This window comes from Tardiphaga sp. 709 (genome assembly GCF_032401055.1).
GTDB lineage: Bacteria > Pseudomonadota > Alphaproteobacteria > Rhizobiales > Xanthobacteraceae > Tardiphaga.
Window position 1 is genome coordinate 696,252 of sequence record NZ_CP135529.1, and the last position, 18,367, is coordinate 714,618.

General features: G+C 62.2%; 18 protein-coding genes and 1 pseudogene. 9 read left to right on the top strand and 10 right to left on the bottom strand.

Annotated elements, in window-relative coordinates; genetic code table 11:
• Positions 1 to 76: 76 nt before the first annotated feature.
• Together RSO67_RS03695 and RSO67_RS03700 are read right to left on the bottom strand one after the other, a co-directional pair.
• A complete protein-coding gene (locus RSO67_RS03695) occupies positions 77 to 304 on the bottom strand; it encodes a hypothetical protein (protein WP_315842413.1) in 228 nt (75 codons plus the stop codon).
• 85 nt (positions 305 to 389) lie between these two features.
• Positions 390 to 812, bottom strand: coding sequence for a group III truncated hemoglobin (locus tag RSO67_RS03700; RefSeq protein ID WP_315842414.1), 423 nt, complete (start codon positions 810 to 812; stop codon positions 390 to 392).
• Positions 813 to 1,147: 335 nt separating this feature from the next.
• Between RSO67_RS03700 and RSO67_RS03705 the strand changes: the two genes are divergently transcribed.
• The 3 genes from RSO67_RS03705 (at position 1,148) to RSO67_RS03715 (ending at position 3,589) form a co-directional block, all read left to right on the top strand.
• The gene (locus RSO67_RS03705; protein ID WP_315842415.1) at positions 1,148 to 2,047 is read left to right on the top strand and encodes a helix-turn-helix domain-containing protein; all 900 of its coding nucleotides are present in this window, start codon (positions 1,148 to 1,150) and stop codon (positions 2,045 to 2,047) included.
• A gap of 252 nt (positions 2,048 to 2,299) precedes the next feature.
• Entirely contained in the window at positions 2,300 to 3,238 is a 939-nt protein-coding gene (locus tag RSO67_RS03710) for a tripartite tricarboxylate transporter substrate binding protein (RefSeq protein ID WP_315842416.1), read from the top strand.
• 33 nt (positions 3,239 to 3,271) lie between these two features.
• Entirely contained in the window at positions 3,272 to 3,589 is a 318-nt protein-coding gene (locus RSO67_RS03715; RefSeq protein ID WP_315842417.1) for an NIPSNAP family protein, read from the top strand.
• A gap of 232 nt (positions 3,590 to 3,821) precedes the next feature.
• Here RSO67_RS03715 and RSO67_RS03720 read toward each other — a convergent pair whose 3' ends face one another.
• Together RSO67_RS03720 and RSO67_RS03725 are read right to left on the bottom strand one after the other, a co-directional pair.
• The gene (locus RSO67_RS03720) at positions 3,822 to 4,616 is read right to left on the bottom strand and encodes a class II aldolase/adducin family protein (protein WP_315842418.1); all 795 of its coding nucleotides are present in this window, start codon (positions 4,614 to 4,616) and stop codon (positions 3,822 to 3,824) included.
• Positions 4,617 to 4,646: 30 nt separating this feature from the next.
• A complete protein-coding gene (locus RSO67_RS03725) occupies positions 4,647 to 5,630 on the bottom strand; it encodes a tripartite tricarboxylate transporter substrate binding protein (protein WP_315842419.1) in 984 nt (327 codons plus the stop codon).
• A 327-nt stretch (positions 5,631 to 5,957) separates the two neighbouring features.
• On the opposite strand from RSO67_RS03725, the gene RSO67_RS03730 reads away from it, so the two are divergent.
• On the top strand, positions 5,958 to 6,419 hold the full coding sequence (locus RSO67_RS03730; RefSeq protein WP_315842420.1) for an MEKHLA domain-containing protein: 462 nt from the start codon (positions 5,958 to 5,960) through the stop codon (positions 6,417 to 6,419).
• 8 nt (positions 6,420 to 6,427) lie between these two features.
• On the opposite strand, the gene RSO67_RS03735 is transcribed toward RSO67_RS03730, so the two are convergent.
• On the bottom strand, positions 6,428 to 6,928 hold the full coding sequence (locus RSO67_RS03735; protein ID WP_315842421.1) for an MOSC domain-containing protein: 501 nt from the start codon (positions 6,926 to 6,928) through the stop codon (positions 6,428 to 6,430).
• A 163-nt stretch (positions 6,929 to 7,091) separates the two neighbouring features.
• Between RSO67_RS03735 and RSO67_RS03740 the strand changes: the two genes are divergently transcribed.
• A complete protein-coding gene (locus RSO67_RS03740; protein ID WP_315842422.1) occupies positions 7,092 to 7,643 on the top strand; it encodes a CPBP family intramembrane glutamic endopeptidase in 552 nt (183 codons plus the stop codon).
• Positions 7,644 to 7,660: 17 nt separating this feature from the next.
• On the opposite strand, the gene RSO67_RS03745 is transcribed toward RSO67_RS03740, so the two are convergent.
• Entirely contained in the window at positions 7,661 to 7,942 is a 282-nt protein-coding gene (locus tag RSO67_RS03745) for a hypothetical protein (protein WP_315842423.1), read from the bottom strand.
• A gap of 148 nt (positions 7,943 to 8,090) precedes the next feature.
• Between RSO67_RS03745 and RSO67_RS03750 the strand changes: the two genes are divergently transcribed.
• Positions 8,091 to 8,555 (top strand): ClpXP protease specificity-enhancing factor SspB, encoded by a 465-nt coding sequence (locus tag RSO67_RS03750; protein ID WP_315842424.1) that lies wholly within the window; start codon positions 8,091 to 8,093, stop codon positions 8,553 to 8,555.
• 13 nt (positions 8,556 to 8,568) lie between these two features.
• On the opposite strand, the gene RSO67_RS03755 is transcribed toward RSO67_RS03750, so the two are convergent.
• The 4 genes and pseudogenes from RSO67_RS03755 to RSO67_RS03770 form a co-directional block, all read right to left on the bottom strand.
• Positions 8,569 to 9,420, bottom strand: coding sequence for a tetratricopeptide repeat protein (locus RSO67_RS03755; protein WP_315842425.1), 852 nt, complete (start codon positions 9,418 to 9,420; stop codon positions 8,569 to 8,571).
• Positions 9,421 to 9,502: 82 nt separating this feature from the next.
• Complete coding sequence (locus RSO67_RS03760) at positions 9,503 to 10,210, bottom strand: GrlR family regulatory protein (protein ID WP_315842426.1); 708 nt, start codon at positions 10,208 to 10,210, stop codon at positions 9,503 to 9,505.
• Positions 10,211 to 10,404: 194 nt separating this feature from the next.
• Positions 10,405 to 13,634 (bottom strand): annotated as a pseudogene (locus RSO67_RS03765) (efflux RND transporter permease subunit).
• Positions 13,635 to 13,760: 126 nt separating this feature from the next.
• Positions 13,761 to 14,969, bottom strand: coding sequence for an efflux RND transporter periplasmic adaptor subunit (locus RSO67_RS03770; RefSeq protein ID WP_315842427.1), 1,209 nt, complete (start codon positions 14,967 to 14,969; stop codon positions 13,761 to 13,763).
• A gap of 199 nt (positions 14,970 to 15,168) precedes the next feature.
• Here RSO67_RS03770 and RSO67_RS03775 point away from each other — a divergent pair, with 199 nt between their 5' ends.
• From RSO67_RS03775 to RSO67_RS03785, 3 genes are all read left to right on the top strand, one after another.
• Complete coding sequence (locus tag RSO67_RS03775; RefSeq protein ID WP_315842428.1) at positions 15,169 to 15,756, top strand: TetR/AcrR family transcriptional regulator; 588 nt, start codon at positions 15,169 to 15,171, stop codon at positions 15,754 to 15,756.
• Between the two features lie 269 nt (positions 15,757 to 16,025).
• Positions 16,026 to 17,129: an MFS transporter gene (locus tag RSO67_RS03780; protein ID WP_315844160.1), complete on the top strand. Its 1,104-nt coding sequence runs from the start codon at positions 16,026 to 16,028 to the stop codon at positions 17,127 to 17,129.
• Positions 17,130 to 17,200: 71 nt separating this feature from the next.
• The gene (locus RSO67_RS03785) at positions 17,201 to 18,361 is read left to right on the top strand and encodes a multidrug effflux MFS transporter (RefSeq protein WP_315842429.1); all 1,161 of its coding nucleotides are present in this window, start codon (positions 17,201 to 17,203) and stop codon (positions 18,359 to 18,361) included.
• The last annotated feature ends 6 nt before the right edge of the window (positions 18,362 to 18,367 follow it).

The following is an 18,367-nucleotide window of genomic DNA, read 5'->3' on the forward strand; positions in this document are numbered from 1 at the left end:
ATATCGCTTCGTCCCGGAATCGAAAAGCCCCGCGCGAGCGGGGCTTTTGCACGTCTGGATGCGTGAGGCCGCAGCCTCAGCCCTTCATGCACTTGTTGACCGATGAGGTCTTGGCGGCGCCGGCCAGTGGCTTGCCGTCGGCACTCTTGGCATTGTCCTCGCAACATTTCTTCATGTGGCTGGTCTTGGCGGCGCCGGCAAGCGGCTTGCCATCGGCCGACGTGGCGGAGCAGGCCGCACCTTGCGCAATTGCGGGCGCAGCACTGAACAGGCTCAGCAGAACGAGAACAGACAGACGTTTCATGGACCGACTCCCGGTTTGTTGGAGCCGCAGCCTAGCGCAACCACCGGCTCTCGCAAGACCGGCCATGCGTCACATACTTACCGTCTTAAATGCTGTGCCGCGGCTTGACGATCTCGCCGCGTACCGAGGCAACGCCCATCTCGAAACTGTCGGCGATACGGCGCGCGCGGATCATGAAGGCCTCGGTGACCTCAGCCGGAAATATCTCGCGCGCGGTCTGTTCGAACAGCAAAAGCCAGCGATCGAAATGTTCGCCCGTCAGCGGCAGCACGAGATGCGGACGCATGGGCCGGCCATTGTAGCGGCCGGTCTTCAGCATCATCGACGACCAGAAATCGCTGATCTGCGCGATGTGATGATCCCAGTCGGTCACCGCGCCGTTGAAAATCGGCCCCAGCAAATCGTCCTCGCGTGCGCGGCCGTAAAAGGTCTGCACCAGAAGCGCGATATTTTCTTCATTCAGGGAGGGCTGGAAGCTGGTAAAGCCGATTTCAGAGGTCTGCGTCATGCGCCCTGATGTAGGCGACGGCGGCCAGCTCGGCAACCGCCATCGCCCGAAATCCGTTTTGCAATTGATCCAGCGCAAACTCAGTTGCGACGACCCGCCGTCTGCGTCCGTTCCATCAGGTCCCCTTCCGAGCGAACGCCCTAAAATGCCTGCAGGAGCAGGCCCCCGACGCAACTTCCCGGGTGCGATGGAGCGGCACCAAGAATTCTTATAGAGCTGCCGAACTCCCCGGAGAGACCGTCCGGCGTCGCATTCGCCAACTCCCGATACTCTCCGGCTTTTTGCAATAGGATGGCGCTGATAATCGGGACCCAAAACCGCAAGGATACCTTCACTTGCCCGAAGCTCTCCTCTCCGCCCGCTCCGGCGAGTTTCCAACCTTTGAAACCTCGGATTTCGCTGGCGAAGGCTCGTTCTACTTCGATCTCGTACGACTGGAGGACCGCGACGATATCCCGCGCGGTTTCCTGCACCGGCACAACTACTACCATCTGCTCTGGATGACCCGGGCGAGCGGCACGCACACACTCGACTTCGCCCATTTTGACGTGCGCGACCACGCGGTGTTTTTCCTTTCGCCGGGCCAGGTCCATGCCTGGACGTCATCGGTCAAGCCTCACGGCTACGTGCTGAACTTCAGCACCGACTTCTTCGCGCGGATGTTTCCGCGCGCCGACGATGTCGCGAAACTTCCTTTCTTCCAACCTGCGCGCGGCAACAGCGTGCTCTATCTCACGCAGGCCCAGCATGACGACATGCTGCCGCTGCTCCGCGAGATGGAATGCGAGGCACGCGATCGCCAGCCGGGATTCCCCGATGTGGTGCGGGCCTGCCTGCTGATCCTGCTCACGCGCCTGAGTCGTCTGTGCCCCGACAACGAGCCCGCCGGTGGTGTTGGTCCACACCAAGCGCTCGCGCGCCGTTTCGCGATGCTGGTGGAAACGCACTACCTGCGCTTCGGAACCATCGGCCAGTACGCCGAGGCGCTTGGCGTGAGCGAGCGCCAGCTCAACGATGCGGTCAAGCGAACTGTGGCGCGCACAGCCAGTCAGGTGGTGCAGGAACGCGTGATGCTCGAAGCCAAGCGCTGGCTCAGCAACACTGAAACGGGCATTGCCGAGATCGCGTTCCGCCTCAATATCGAGGATCCGGCCTACTTCGCGCGCTTCTTCAAGAAGCAGACCGGCCTCACGCCGGGCGGCTTCCGGCGGAAGCATTGCCGTCCGCTGGACTGATACGCGAAAAAGTCCAACACAACGTCTGATCTGTCCTAGCGCCGCCGCCGCACGGCTGCATAAAGTGTTCGGCATGGACGCCTGACCGGGTGCAGCTGTCGCCACTTGCGCGTCCGTATGCGCATGTCGGCATGGCAAGACGCCCACCGCCGCGACCGCCACGCATCTGCGGAGCGCGCCGTCGGCAGGATATAAAAACGAGGCAGAGGAAACAAAATGTACAAAGCAATCACTCCGTTGCGGAGCCTTGTCGTGGCCGCAGCATTGGCCCTCACGTCAGTCAGCGCGAGGGCCGACTACCCGGATCGTCCCTTGCGCGTCATCGTGCCGTTCGCCGCCGGTGGCGCCACCGACGTAATCGCACGCACCGTGGCGCAAGCCATGTCGGTCCGGCTCGGCCAGTCGATCGTGGTAGAAAACAAGGCCGGCGCGAACGGCAACATCGGCGGCGCCGCGGCTGCGCGCTCGGAGCCCGATGGCTATACGCTGCTGATGGCCACATCCAGCCACGCGATCAATGCATCGCTCTACCAGAAGCTCAGCTACAGCCTCACGCGCGACTTCGTGGCCTTGTCGAACCTGGCGTCGGTGCCCCTGCTGCTGGTGGTACATCCGTCGGTGCCGGTCAATTCGGTGAGCGAGCTCGCCGTTTATGCCAAGGCCAATGCCGCGCGCATTAACTATGCGTCGGGCGGCGTTGGCACCGCGTCCCACTTGTCCGGCGAGCAGTTCAGCACACTGGCGGGTTCGAAGATAACGCACGTGGCTTACAAAGGCGGGGCGCAGGCGCTCAATGATTTGATCGGCGGCCAGGTGCAGATCATGTTCGCCAATCTGCCCGAGGTTCTCTCTCTGGTGCAGAGCGGCAAGCTCAAGGCGCTTGCGGTGACTGGCAGCGCGCGCCACGCCGCCTTGCCCGACGTGCCAGCTTTCGCAGAAACGCCGTTCCCCGGCATGAACGCGCGCTCGTGGTTCGGCCTCTTCGTGCCGGCCGGCACGCCCCCCGCTATCGTCGAGAAGCTCTCGCAGACCATCGTTCAGAGCGTGGCCGACCCCGCCGTCCAGGAGCGGCTAAAAGGGATCGGCGCCGACCCCGTCGGCGACGATCGGGCGACATTCCAGAAATACGTGAACGACGAGGTGGCGCGCTGGGCCGTGCTTGTCGCGCAGTCCGGCGCCACCGCCGAATGACCCTATTGATCCGCCACTACACGAGGAAATCCCATGCTGCTTGACGTTCGCACCTACACCTGCCGCCCCGGCACGATCAAGAAACACCTGGCGCTGTATGCCGAGCACGGCTACGAAATCCAGAGCCGCCATCTGGGCAAGCCGCTCGCCTACGCGCAAATTGAGACCGGCAACGTCAACAGCTACATGCACATCTGGGTGTATGACAGCGCGGCCGATCGCGAGGCCAAGCGCCAGGGGCTACAAAAGGACCCGGCCTGGGCCGACTACCTGAAGATCAGCGCCGAGGCCGCCTATCTCATCAGCCAGGAGAACCAGCTGATGACGCCGGTATCATTCTTCAAACCGTAAGCGGCCTGCGGTCGCGGCATCTGACTGCCGAACCTGTGATGCGCCGCATTCTTGATGCCGCGCATCCCTTCTATTCATCAGGTGGATGCCACGCCTGCGAGACCGGCAGGCGCCGAGCCTGCTAGAGCATGATCCCGAAAAGTGGACACCGGTTTTCGGACAAGATCATGCTCTCATAGAGAAAATAGCTAGAGTCTGATCCATCGAAGATGGATCAGACTCTAGCGCAAGCTCAGTTGCGATAGGACGGATCGACCCGGTCGAGCTTGCGGAGCAGTGCCGGCCAGGCGAGTTCGCCGCTGAGGCCCGGAACATTGTCGCGCGGCTTCATGCGGTCGTAAGTGTCCTGCAGGACCTTCTGTGGCGGCGTGATGAGCTTGGTGTTGCACGATAGCGCTGCAACCTGAACCTGACAGGCTCGCTCCATCCGGAACAGCACGTTGAAAGCGGCGGCGATGGTCTTGCCCACCACCAGCAGGCCGTGATTACGCAGCACCATCGCCTCGTGATTGCCGAGATGCGTGATCAGTCGTTCCCGCTCTTCTGGATTGTCGGCGATGCCCTCGAAGTCATGATAGGCGACATGAAGGAAGCGCATGCAGGTCTGCGCCACCGGCAGCAACCCGCATTCCATGGCCGATACGGCCATGCCGGCAACCGTATGGGTATGCGCGACGCAATCGACATCGTGACGCGCCATGTGGATGGCACTATGGATCACGAAGCCCGCGGCATTCACGGCGTAGTCCGACGCGTTGAACAGTGTGTTGCCGTCGAGGTCGATCTTGACGAGGCTCGACGCATCGATCTCTTCATAGAGCATCCCGTAGGGATTGATCAGGAACTGGTCTTCCGTTCCCGGCACGCGGCAGGAGATGTGGTTGGCGATCATCTCGGTCATGCCGTACATCGCTGTCAGACGATAACAGGCCGCGAGATTGACACGCGACTGCCATTCCTCGGGGCTGACCTGATCCTGCACCGAACGGACGACTTTCACGGCGGGTGAGCTGACGGCTGCATTCATTGATGTTCTCCCTTGATCTTGTTCTCGCGGTCAGTCGACCGTGATGTTGGCTTCGCGAATGAGCTTGCCCAGGCGGTCGCGCTCGCTCTTCACATGAGTTTCGAGTTCCGCCGGCGTCATCGGCCATGGTTGATTGCCGATCGGCTCCATCTTCTTTGCAAATTCCGGCGTCCTGACGATGCGGGTGATGGCGGCCCTCAGCCTGTCCAAAACCGGCTGCGGTGTACCAGCGGGCGCGAACACCGCGAACCATGTCGCGCCGACGATCGAAGGGAATCCGAGCTCCTTGAAGGTCGGCACATCAGGCAATTGCGGAAGACGCTCCTCGGACAAGACGGCCAGCGCGCGGTACATGCCCGCCTTGTGGTTCGGCACCGTATTGGTCAGCGCTTCCACATTGCTGTCGACTATGCCTGCGAGCATGTCGTTCATCGCCGGCGCGGCACCGCGATAGTGAACATGCTGCAGCTTCACGCCGAGTCCGCGGGCGACGATCTCGCCCATCAAATGCACCGTGCTGCCCGGCCCATTGGTGGCGTTGTTGACCTTGCTTGGATTGGCCAGCGCATAGGCACGAAACGCCGCGACGTCGACCGCCGGAAAATCCTTCTTCACGACGAAGGCAAACGGCACCTTCACCACCATCGCAACCGGCGCGAAATCCTCCAGTCTGTATTTGATGGAGGCCAGCAGATGCGGGTTGGTCGTGAAGGTCGTCGCACTGGCGAATAGCAGCGTGTAACCATCTTTGTCGGCACCGGCCACGACTTGCGCACCGATCGACGTACTGGCGCCACCGCGATTCTCGATCACCACCTGCTTGCCGAGTTCGGTGCTGAGCTGTTCGGTGAGGATGCGCGCAACGATGTCGGTCGTTCCGCCGGGCGGAAATGGCACGACCATCGTGATGTTGCGATCGGGATATTGCTGCGCCTCCCCTGGTGCTGCGGCGAACAGCGATGCGGCAAAGGCCGCGGCGACAACAAACCATCGCCCCTTCTTGTTGTTGCTCACGTTTTCTCCCTTTGCGCTGGTCCATTGGGCTTTCGCCTGGAACAGCATTTTCGGGAGAGGCTAAAACAAGAGCGAAGGCGATGCGACGACTAAATAAGCTGGGCAGCTATCGGATTACACGGGACGCGCAGTCGACGAACGGGACGCTGCCGTCTCGATGAATCAATGCACCGTGGTGTTCGAAACAGGTTGATCACGACCTGATCCTTCCCGCCGTCCGACAGCGCCTGCTCCATGCATTCCGGGCGAGTCAGCACCGCTTTCGCTGCCGATGTCGTATAGAGCCATGCGGGCTATGTCCTTATAATCTATCCCTGAGAGAATCCCGTGACCCCTGCGACGCCGCCTGCTTTCGCTCTCGATACATCCTTCTTCAAGCTCCTCAGCGGGAGCTATCTCCGCACTGTCGGGAAGCCCCTGTTGGCGCCTGTGCAAGATGCAGCGTGGCTCTACAGCGACGCACCGTTCGCGGTGCTCGCGCATAGCACTGCGGCCGATCCGGTCTTCGTCTATGCCAACAAAACCGCACAGCGCTGCTTCGAATATGGCTGGGATGAATTCATCACCATCCCCTCGCGGCTGTCGGCCGAAGGACCGAACCGCGACGAACGCCAGCGCCTGCTCGACGCCGTCGCGCACAACGGCTTCATCGACAATTATCGCGGGTTGCGGATCGCGAAGTCCGGCCGGCGCTTCTGGATCGAAGGCGGCATCGTCTGGGAACTGAGAGACGAGAACGGCGAGCGACGCGGTCAGGCGGCGCTGTTCACGTCATGGACGGATGTGTGAGCGCCGCTTCACTCGGCGCGCTCCACTACGTCGCCGATCGCAACATCACCGCCTTCGATGATTCGCGCCGTGATGCCGCCATGGCCCCGCACGGCATTGTAACCGCCGGGCCCCAGCACTTCCTCCATACGGCTGCATGGCGCGCAGTCGCCTGACACTTCGAGCAATGCTGCACCGAGGCGAAAGCGGCGGTCTTTCAGCGCCAGCAGATTTATCCCTGACGTCACGACATTCCGGCGCAGGAGATCCGGCGCAATTCCGGTCTGGCCGAGAAATGCTGCGATGGCCGCGAGATCCTCCGCCGCGATCAGCGTGACCTGTCGCGGCCCGTCATGGGTCGAGTCATACCGATCGCCATTGATGCCGTGTTGCGCGATTAACCTCACCGACGACGGCGTGAGCATTGGCGCCCGGCGCGCTGGTCGCAGGCCGAGCCAGGTCACCCGCCCCGATCGCGTCGGAGCGGCCAGCAATCGACCGAGTGGACTGTCAGATGGGAATGCCAACACGAACTCCTGACATATCGACGATCACGCTTTCGTCGCTCGCGGCCTTGTGTCGCCACTCCGCCCTTAAACCACCACATGATTTCAGCTATAGAACATCATGACGGTTTTACGACAGCAACGATTCCAATGGCGATTGATCGCTCCGCTACCGGGATTTGCAGCGTTGCTGCTGGCGCCCGGCCTCGCCATACACTGGGGGTTTCTGCCGTTCGAATACCGCATTCCCGCGCTGCTGCTGGTCTCCGTGCTGTGTATCGCGCTGTGCCTGCTGGCCGGCTTTTCTGTTGCAGAACTTGGCCTTAGCCGTCCCTCTGACATCAGGCACTGGCTGTTCTGTGCCGCGATCACGGCAGGCATTGCGGCGATCATGGTCGCGCAAACGCGGTTCCTGACTTTCGACCACAAGCCACCGGTCTGGCTCAGCTTTGCGCCGTTCTATGTCCTGGTCTCGAGCCCTTGCCAGGAAGTCGTGTGCCGATCGATTCCGAAACTGATGACCGATCGGCTGCAGGTCAGGCCCTGGACTTATGTGATCTATTCCTCGGCGGTGTTCTCGCTGATCCACATCGCCTATGGCGACAATGTGCTGCTGCTCAACACATTCCTGGTCGGCATTGTCTGGGGTTTCGCCTATCTGCGGATGCGGAACATCTGGCCGGTGATCCTGTCACATGCCGCCATCGGCACGCTGGCCTTCTCGCTCGGGCTGGCCTGATTCAGATTTGCCTGAGCCTAGCGATCGTATCCGCCACCGAAGCTGCTCTTGATCTGATGCAGCAGCGTCAGCACCCAGCTTAGCGCAAAGGCTCCCGCGAGGCCGTAGGCCGTGCGGCGATCGATCACCGACAGGCCGGTCCAGAGATAGATGCGATAGAGCCAGAGGCCGGCAAGACCGACGCCCAATAAGCACACCAGCAGTTTGACGAAGCGCGCATTGGCCACACCTACCGCGGCAAACAGAATGGTCAGCGGCACCAGAAACAATTGGCAGATGGCGATCAGGCTCTCGTTCACAGGCGGCTCCAGGGAAACGCAAAAGGCGACTCAGAGCCGGGAGTTTAGGCGGCCAATTTCAAACAAATGGTTGCGGAAGCATGCGGCAGAAAATCGCTGTCATGGTCGAGCGTCATGAACCCGCTCACTCCCGCCGCGACAAAGGATCATGACCCCGTCCTTGCCTCGCGACCTCCGCACCCTCGCCGCATTATTCGCCGCTGCCATGACAATGCTGGCCGCTCTCGCACCACACGCGGCAGCACAACAGCCCTGCACCACCGACCCGCTCGCACAATATGCCGAGGTGCGATCCACGCTCGCCGACGTCGCCAGACGCGGTCTGCGCGGCCGGCACTATTACGAGATCACGTTCAGAACCTCGTTCAACGGCGTCATCGTGCCCGATGCCCAGCGCGCCCAATATCCCGAAGACATGACGTTCGTGCTGCAGCACCAGTTCGAGCGACTGAACGTCACCGCGGATCGCTTCAGCGTCAACCTGTGGTTCAAGGGGATCATGTCCCGCGTCACGGTGCCGTTCAACGCTGTCACCTATTTCGTCGATCCCTCGGTGAATAAGCGGCGCACATTCGATCCGGGGACGAACGCGCGCGTCTGCGACAAGCCGTAGTCAGCCAGGCTGGTCAGAAGCACATATTGCTGACGACGTTGCCGCGCTTGTCCTTGAGCACATAAGGGCACTTGATGCGTTCCAGCGCCTTCTTCGCATCGTCGTCGCCGAGCGCTGCGGCCTTCTCGTAATAGGCTTTGGCGGCGTCCTTATCCGACGGGCCACCGCGGCCGCTTTGCGCGAATGCACCCATGCGCTCCAATGCGCCCGCATGGTTCTGCGCCGCCGCCTTCTCGAACAAGCCCCGCGCCGCGACATCGTCCTTGGCGCCGCCGATGCCTTCCGACAGCATCATGCCGAGCTGATACTGCGCCTCGGCATTGGTCTCCGCGGATTTCGCCAGCAATTGCCGTGCGCGCACCGGGTCTGCCCCCGCGCTTGCGCCTCCAGATAGTGCCGCAAGATTGCTGACACCGCGCGGATTGCCGGCTTCGGCGGCGCGCTCGAACAGTTTGCGCGCCTGCACCTCGTCGCGCGCGACGCCGGTTCCGTTGCCATAGGCGACGCCGAGTTCGACCATGGCCGAGGTACTGCCTTTGTCAGCCGCCTTGCGCCATGCCGCAAGCGCCTCAGCTGCCTGCGCATTAGCCGCGTAAGCACGCCCGAGCTGGAACATCGCGCGGCGCGAACCGCCGGACGCCGTTCGGCAGAACTTGATGGCGGTCGCGATATCGGCTTTCGCGACGTCGGCCACGCCCTTCACGTCGGCGGGCTTGTCGGGATCGGCAGGATCGGCCGCGAGGCGATCGCACAGAACCAGATCGGCGGACTGGGCCTGCACGCGTGTCGGCGCGGACAGCAAAGCCAATCCGGCGGCAACGCCGAGCAAAGAGATCAGAGCCGTCGCGCCGATACGTTGTGTCATGGGTTTTGTCGCCATCTGTGCCATTCGCCGGCAACATTAGGGACAGGGACGCACCCCATCAAGCAGCGCACCTGCCTGGAACTCACACAGCCTTGCGGATCAGCTTCAGCACGGCCTGCAACCGCAGGCTCCGCTTGCCCGCCAGCGCCGTGGCTTCCAGCTCGGCGCCGGCTTCGTCGCAAGTGCCGGAGAAGCCGATACCGATTTCATAACCGCCGAAGACCGGGTTCTCGCCCTTTGCCGGCGTGTGCTCCTGATTGAGCATCTCGCCCTTCCAGCGCCCGTCGGCCGAGGAATAGGCGCCGAGATAATAGAAGAACGCGTCCCCGCCGAGGATGCGGCCGTCATGGAGCAGCATCACGCCATTGAGCCCGCCATCGATGCCGTCGAGTGTGCGCAGATGGATCGAGTACAACCCGTTGGCGATGCCACCTTCACCGATCGGTCCGGCCGGAGGCATCTCGCCATCATCGATCGTTGTCATGACCGACTCGAATTTCGCACCCGGCATCTGCGGCGACACGCCCTGAAAACGATAGGTGTCGCCATAGGGTCGGCCGGTGACGCTGATGGTCGCCACATCCTGGCCGAGCAGCGAGGGATAATTGGGATCGTTCATGTGGCGGCGGCTCTCGATCTCCGCCACCACCTCGTCACCCCGGAGCTCATAGCTGCCGATATGGGCAAAAGCGGAATTGCCGCCGAGCATGCTGCCATGCTCGACAAACATCACGCTGCGACCGACCGCCTCATCAACCCGGTATTCGCATTTGTAGAAACCCGTCCGCAACCCGTCATTCCCCTGCAGCACCTTTCGCATTGTAGCGGAAGATGTGCAGTGGAGGAAAGCGCACCAGGCCAGTTGGGTGCGATTCCAACAGTCTTGGACGCAGGCTGCGCAATTCCTAGCCTTAGAATGGGTCGAAACGGCGCATCCGTGGACCGGCAGCCCTCGTCAGGCGTCTCCTTACCCGGTCCCGGGCGTTACGAATGCGACGTGGCATGCGGGCGCGCTTCTGCTTCGTGCGATCCCGGTGCCAGCGGCGCGGCCTGATCGACCGTCGCTTCGCCATGCTGGGTCAGCGGACGGTTGCCTGCCATGGCACGCAGCAGCACATAGAACATCGGCGTGAAGAAGATGCCGAAGGCCGTGACGCCAATCATGCCGGCGAACACCGCGACACCCATAGCATGACGCATCTCCGAGCCCGCGCCAGTCGACGTCACCAGCGGCACGACGCCCATGATGAAGGCCAGCGACGTCATCAGGATCGGCCGCAACCGCAGACGACTGGCCTCGATCGCCGCCTGGATCGGTGTCCGCCCGGCGAACTCCAGCTCGCGGGCAAATTCCACGATCAGGATGGCGTTCTTCGCCGACAGACCCACCAACACGATCAAACCAATCTGGGTGAAGACGTTGTTGTCGCCCTTGGTCAACCAGACCCCGAACATCGCCGCCAACAAGCCCATCGGCACGATCATGATAATCGACAATGGCAGTGTCAGGCTTTCGTATTGCGCGGCAAGCACCAGGAACACCAGCAGCATCGCCACCGGAAACACGATCAGCGACGAATTGCCGGCGATGATTTCCTGATAGGTCAGTTCGGTCCACTCGAAGTCGATGCCCTTGGGCAGCGTCTCCTTGGCGACACGCGCCACAGCGTCCTGCGCCTGACCGGTGGAATAGCCGGGCGCCGCGCCGCCATTGATGTCGGCCGACAGGAAACCGTTGTAGCGCATGGCGCGCTCCGGCCCTGCACTTTCCTTGACGCGCAGCAGCGTCGAGAGCGGGATCATCTCGTTGCTGTCAGAGCGAACTTTCAACTGGCCAATATCATCGGCCCGCGCCCGGAATTTGGCGTCAGCCTGGACGCGCACCGAATAGGTACGACCGAATTTGTTGAAGTCGTTCACGTAGAGCGAGCCGAGATAGATCTGCATCGTGTCGAACACCGAAGTGACCGGCACGTTGAGCTGTCGCGCTTTGGTGCGATCGACATCAGCATAGAGCTGCGGCACGTTAATCTGATAGCTCGAGAACAGGCCGGCCAGCTCCTTCTGCTGCATCGCCTTGCCGATGAAAGCCTTGGTGGCGTCGTTCAGTGCCTCATAGCCGAGACCGGCGCGATCCTCGATCTGCAGCTTGAAGCCGCCGATCGTGCCAAGACCCGACACCGGCGGCGGTGGGAACATGGCAATGAAGGCGTCCTGAATGCCGGCAAACTTCTTGTTCAGCGACAACGCAATGGCATTTCCGCTCAGGCTCGGATCCTTGCGTTTGTCAAACGCATCCAGGCCGATGAAAACGATGCCGGAGTTGGACGAATTGGTAAATCCGTTGATCGACAGACCCGGGAACTGGATCGAATTCTCGACGCCGGGCTCCTTTTGCGCGATCTCGCCCATACGGCGGATCACCTCTTCGGTACGATCCAGCGTAGCGCCGTCGGGGAGCTGCGCAAACCCGACCAGATACTGCTTGTCCTGACCGGGCACGAACCCCCCGGGACTGCGTGGAACAGATAACCGGTGACGCCAATCAGCAGAACGTAGATTCCCATCACCGCCGCGCGGCGCGAGACGACGCGCTTCACGCCGCCGCTATAGGCGTCGGAGCTTCTGGCAAAGAAGCGATTGAAGCGAACAAAAAACCAGCCGAGCGTCTTATCCATGAAGCGTGTCAACGCATCCTTCGGCGCGTCATGGCCCTTCAGGAGCAGCGCGGCAAGTGCTGGCGACAGTGTCAGCGAGTTGAAGGCCGAAATCACCGTCGAGATTGCCACCGTCAGCGCGAACTGCTTGTAGAACTGGCCGGTCAGGCCGGTGATGAAGGCGAGCGGCACGAACACCGCGACCAGCACCAGCGCGATCGCGATGATCGGGCCGGTCACTTCGCGCATGGCCTGATAGGCCGCGCTCTTGGGATCGAGCCCGCGCTCGATATTGCGCTCGACGTTTTCCACCACGACGATGGCGTCGTCGACGACGATGCCGATCGCCAGCACGAGGCCGAACAGCGTCAGCGCATTCACCGAAAAGCCGAACACATGCATCACGGCGAAGGTGCCGACCACCGATACCGGCACAGCGATCAACGGAATGATCGAGGCGCGCCATGTCTGCAGGAACAGGATGACGACGAGCACCACCAGTGCGATGGCTTCAAGCAGTGTATGGATCACCGCCTCGATCGAGGCGCGAACGAATTGCGTGGGGTCGTAGACGATGTCGTAGGTGACACCGTCCGGCATATTCTCCTTCAGCTCCTTCATGGTCTTGCGGACATTGTCGGAGATCTGGATCGCATTGGAGCCCGGCGACTGGAAGATCGGAACCGCCACTGCGGACTTGTTGTTCAGCAGCGAGCGCAGTGCATAATCCGCGGCGCCGAGCTCGATGCGCGCGATGTCGCGCAACCGCACCACTTCGCCGTTGTCGCCGTTCTTGACGATGATCTCGCCAAACTCTTCCTCACTCTGCAGGCGCCCCTGCGCATTGATGGAGAGCTGGAGGTCGAGGCCCGGCTCATTGGGCGAACCGCCTACCTGTCCCGCTGCCGCCTGCACGTTCTGCGCACGGATCTCACGCACGACATCGCCGGGCGACAGACCGCGCTCGGCGACCTTCTGCGGGTCGAGCCAGACGCGCATGGAATAATCGCCCGAGCCGAACAGCTGCACCTGGCCGACGCCCTCGATGCGCGCGAGGCGATCCTTGACGTTGAGCACGGCGTAATTGCGTAGATAGGTCATGTCATAGCGGTCGTTCGGCGACAGCAAGTGAACGACCATGGTGAGGTCAGGCGCGCTCTTGATTGTGGTCACGCCTAGCGCACGGACTTCCGCAGGGAGACGCGGCTCGGCCTGCGAAACGCGGTTCTGCACCAGCTGCTGGGCTTTGTCGGGATCGGTGCCGAGGCGGAAAGTGACGTTAAGAGTCATCCTGCCGTCGGTGGTCGCCTGGCTGCTCATATAGAGCATGTTCTCGACACCATTGATCTGCTCTTCGATCGGCGTCGAGACCGTTTCCGCAATCACCTTCGGATTGGCGCCGGGATAATTCGCTGTCACCACCACGGTCGGCGGCGCGACTTCCGGATATTCGGAGATCGGCAGCACCGGCATCGACAGCAGGCCGGCGAGAAAAATCACCGTCGACAACACGCCGGCAAAGATCGGGCGATCAATAAAGAATTTTGAAAAGTTCATGGCGCTATTCCGTGATGATCCAGACCTGCAGGGTGCAAGGGCTCTGCGCGGCCGATCGCTCGACCTCGATGACGTGCTGTGTCTTGGGAAGTGCGCCCTGCCCGCCTGCGGACAGGACGGTCGTTATCAATTCTGCGCGACGGCCTTGACCGAGGCGAGAGATGCGGCGTTCATCGCCACCATCTCCGGCTTGATGGTCACACCCGGCCGCACGCGCTGAAGTCCGTTGACGACGATCCGTTCACCAGCTTTCAGGCCGTTGAGGATCACGCGCATGCCATCAACCGAGGGCCCCAGGATCACTTCGCGATATTGCGCCTTGTCCTTGGCATCGACCACCATGACGAACTTCTTGTTCTGGTCGGTGCCAACTGCCCGCTCGCTGATCAGCAGCGTCTGCTCTGCCTTCGGCTGGCCCATGGTCAACCGCGCGAACTGGCCCGGCATCAAGCGGCCATCGGCATTGTCGAACATCGCGCGCACGCGCACTGTACCGCTGCGCGGATCGACCTGATTATCGATGAATTGCATCTGCCCTTTGATGGGCGTCCCATCGGACACGGTCGTCATATGCACGGGAATGCGATCGATCTCGTTCGGTGTCTTCTCGTCGGCCAGAGTCTTCAATGCGCGCGACACGACCTGTTCGTCCGCATTGAAGCTGGCATAAACCGGATTGACCGAGACCAAAGTCGTCAGCAGCGGGGAGCTAGGTCCGGCTGCGATCAGGTTGCCGACGGTGATCTCAACCTTGCCGACACGGCCGGAGACCGGTGCACGGACTTCGGTATAGCTGAGATTGAGCTCGGCGGTCTTGAGCGCCGCCTGCATCGCTTTCAGGTTGGCTTCTGCCTCGTGGAATGCGTTGACGCGATTGTCGAGGTCACGTTGGGTGATGCTGGAGCTGGTGAGCTGTTGGCCGCGATCAAAATCGGCCTTGGTGAGGATCAGGCGCGCCCGCGCCGCTGACACCTGCCCCTGAGCGCGATCGACTTCGGTGGCATAGAGCGAAGGATCGATCTGTACGAGCAAGTCGTCCTTTTTCACCAGCGCGCCTTCGCGAAAGTGGATCTCCTGAACGGCGCCGGCGACGCGAGAGCGTATCTCCACGCGTTCGATGGCTTCGAGGCGGCCCGAGAACTCATCCGATGCGGCCGTAGCCTTGGCCTCGACCAGCGCGACGGAGGCTTGAACGGCGGCGGGAACAACAGCGCCGGACTCGGCTTGAGCTGCCACGCTGGACAGATTCATCAGCGCCGCACCGCCGCCAACGGCGACCGCCACCAACGCGATTCCGGCGCCAAAAGCGATCTTGCGAGGGAGATTATGTGCCATTGTGAACCCCATTTAATCTGCGTGGGCCTTGTAAAGCCCTGTCATTTCAGTAGCTAAGCTGTACATTCCGCGTCTGGCCGGTCCCGCCGGGCATCTCGCTGCAACGCACACATTCGTAACGTCCGGTATAGATGGACTATCGACATCCACTGTCAAGAGACTTATCTACTGAACGGTAGAAAACTTTGGAGGGCCCGTCGTGGCACTGGGACGTCCTCGTGAATTCGATACCGACACGGCCCTCGACCTCGCGCTGCATGTGTTCTGGCGCAAGGGTTACGAAGGCGCGTCGATGGCCGACCTCACCGAAGCCATGGGCATCACCAAGCCAAGTCTCTACGCCGCGTTCGGCAACAAGGAAGATCTGTTCCGCAAAGCACTGGATCGCTACGTCGATGGCCCCGGCGGCTATTTCCGCACCGGCCTGGAGAAACCCACGGCCCGCGAAGCGGTCGAGCATATCTTCTACGAATCCGTCGAGGCGGTGACTGATCCCAAGAATCCCGGCTGTCTCGCGGTCCAAGGCGCGCTCTGCTGCGGCGATGCCGCAGAGACGATCAAGCAGGAACTGATGGCGCGCCGCTCGAAGAGCGAGGGCGATCTGCGCCTTCGCTTCACACGCGCCCTCGCCGAAGGCGATTTGCCAGCCGACGCGGATGCCGGCGATCTCGCGCGCTACGTGTCGGCCATCCTGCAGGGCATGGCCGTGCAAGCGGCAGGCGGCGCACCGCGCGAGCAATTGCGAAAACTCGCCGACATGGCCATGCGCAGCTGGCCTCCGGTCTGAGCCGTCGGCCTGCATTCGCGCTGAAGTCGCACAGCCGGCCTATTGTCCGCTGACAGCCACTCTATCGAAACGCCTCTCGACAGTTTGATGACCGAGGGGCGCAATGCTGCCTCCCCCGCGAGGCGGTCGCCAAATCGCTGAGGTCGTGGCACATCTCCTGATATTGCATCGCAATATTTCCGCTCAGGAGAATACCCATCCGACTATCCCTTCCTATTCTCGCATTGGCTGCGGCATCTTTCGGCATCGGCACGACCGAGTTCGTCATCATGGGCCTGCTGCCCGACGTCGCGCGCAGCCTGTCGGTGACCATCCCGCAAGCCGGCTATCTCGTGTCGGGTTATGCATTGGGCGTCGTGATAGGAGCGCCTATCGTGGCGATGGCCACCGCGGGCATTCCCCGCAAAACGGCGCTGCTCGCGCTGATGGCACTGTTCACGATCGGCAATATCGGCTGCGCCCTTGCGCCGGATTACTGGCTGCTGATGACCGCACGTGTGGTCACTGCGTTTGCCCATGGCGCGTTCTTCGGAATTGGCGCCGTTGTTGCCAGCAATCTGGTGCCGCGTGAGCAGCGCACCCAGGCCGTATCGCTGATGTTTGCGGGACTCACACTCGCCAATGTGCTGGGCGTGCCATTCGGCACCGCGCTGGGACAGGCCGCCGGTTGGCGCGTTGCGTTCTGGGCGGTCGTGGTGATCGGTATCGTCGCGTTCCTCGCAATCACGCGTTTCGTTCCATCGGGCATGCCGGGCGCGCGCGGCGGACTGGCGAAAGAGTTTCGCGCCTTGGGCCGCTGGCCGGTGCTGCTGCCGATGCTGATCTCGACCATGGCTTCAGTCAGCATGTTCAGCCTGTTCACTTACATCACGCCGCTGCTCGAAGAGGTCACCGGCCTCACGCCGCATGGCGTCACCGGGGCACTGCTGGCAATCGGCGTCGGCCTCACCATCGGCAATCTGATCGGCGGTCGCCTCGCCGACCGCAACCTGCTCTCGACCATCATTGGCGCATTCATCTGTCTCGTCATTGTGCTCGGCGCGCTTGCGCTTGTGGTGCACATGGCGCTCCCGACGCTCGTGCTGCTGATCCTGTGGGGCGGTATCGCCTTTGCGCTGGTCTCGCCGCTGCAGATCTGGGTGGTCGATGCGGCCACGGACGCGCCGAACCTCGCCTCGACCCTGAACCAGGGCGCGTTCAATCTCGGCAACGCCACCGGCGCATGGATCGGCGGCGTGGCGTTGAATGCCGGTATGCATTATGCGCAGCTTCCGCTGCTCGCGGCGCTCGTCGCGATGGCCGGGCTTGGGCTCACGCTGAGCAGCTTCATTGACCGCCGGATCTTGCCGGCGCAAATCAGTCCGGCAGAATAGCGCCGCGACCGCATCAGCTCGTTCTCGCATATTCAAGGAATCGATTTTGGCCCTCAGGCGCGACAGTTTCATTGCCACCGCTGTCGATCGACATGGGATTGCCGGGCCTCCCCGCGATCGAGGCGAGTTTCGCTGATGCCGCGGGACGCGGGCCGCTGACACTCAGCCTGTTTCTGGCGGGCTTTGCGATCTCGCCGCTGATCTGCGGGCCCCTCGCAGACCGCTTCGGCCGACGCGCGACCTTGCTGGATGGACTGCTGCTATTCTCGATCGCGGCCGGCGCCTGCGCGCTCGCGCCATCCTTCACCGTGCTGCTCGCGTTTCGATTGCTGCAAGGTCTCGCTGCAGGCGCCTGTGCCATCCTGCCCTTCGCCATCGTGCGCGACCTGTTCGAACACGGCACCGCGCGCCACAAGCTGTCGCAGATCGCCGCGGTACTCGGCATCGCTCCGATGATCGCGCCGGTACTGGGCGGCTGGGTGATGACCGTTAGCGACTGGCGCACCATCTATGCCGCGCAGGCCGCCGTCGGCCTGATCCTGTTGATCGTCGGCGCCATCAGCCTCGAGGAATCCCAGCCGGTCGAGAAACGCCGCTCGCTCAACCCTAAGCAACTGATCGAGAGCTACCGCATGGTGCTGTCCGATCGCATCTTCGTCGGCTTCTCCCTGCTCTACGCCTTCGCCTTTGCCTGCATGTTCGCCTTCATCTCGGGCGCACCGTCGGTATTGATCGGCAGCCTCGGCCTCTCCACAACGATGTTTGCGCTGCTGTTCGGGCTGACCTCCTGCGGCGTGCTGGTTGCCTCGCTGATCAGCGGGAGCCTGGGCCGCCGCCATGTGGCCTCACGCAAGATCATCATGGCCGGTCTGCTGATGATGATCGCCAGCGCCGTTGCAGCAGTCGCTCTGGTGCCAGCAAGCGCCGTCACGACGCTGTCGTTAATGCCGCTGATGGCGCTCACGATCTTTTCCTTTGGCCTGCTCGCACCGAGCACCAATCACGAAGCCTTGCAGAACCTGCCGCATGTGGCAGGCGCGGCAGCCGGCGTGATGCGATGTATGCAGATGGTCATGGGCGCCTTCGCCAGCGCCATGATCGCGGTGTTCGAACCGTTCGGGCATCCGGCGCTGGTGATGACCGGCCTGATGGCCGGCATGGCGCTCGCCGCCGGCGCGATCTATCTGTGGCTATTACCCAAGGCCAATTCCGGGCAGGATCATCGCGCGTAACAGGAG

Excerpts from the sequence above, each read along its gene's own strand:
- RSO67_RS03695 (WP_315842413.1), bottom strand. The coding sequence starts at position 304 with ATGAAACGTCTGTCTGTTCTCGTTCTGCTGAGCCTGTTCAGTGCTGCG.
- RSO67_RS03700 (WP_315842414.1), bottom strand. The coding sequence starts at position 812 with ATGACGCAGACCTCTGAAATCGGCTTTACCAGCTTCCAGCCCTCCCTG.
- RSO67_RS03715 (WP_315842417.1), top strand. The coding sequence starts at position 3,272 with ATGCTGCTTGACGTTCGCACCTACACCTGCCGCCCCGGCACGATCAAG.
- RSO67_RS03720 (WP_315842418.1), bottom strand. The coding sequence starts at position 4,616 with ATGAATGCAGCCGTCAGCTCACCCGCCGTGAAAGTCGTCCGTTCGGTG.
- RSO67_RS03750 (WP_315842424.1), top strand. The coding sequence starts at position 8,091 with ATGACCCCGTCCTTGCCTCGCGACCTCCGCACCCTCGCCGCATTATTC.
- RSO67_RS03755 (WP_315842425.1), bottom strand. The coding sequence starts at position 9,420 with ATGACACAACGTATCGGCGCGACGGCTCTGATCTCTTTGCTCGGCGTT.
- RSO67_RS03770 (WP_315842427.1), bottom strand. The coding sequence starts at position 14,969 with ATGGCACATAATCTCCCTCGCAAGATCGCTTTTGGCGCCGGAATCGCG.
- RSO67_RS03780 (WP_315844160.1), top strand. The coding sequence starts at position 16,026 with ATGGGCCTGCTGCCCGACGTCGCGCGCAGCCTGTCGGTGACCATCCCG.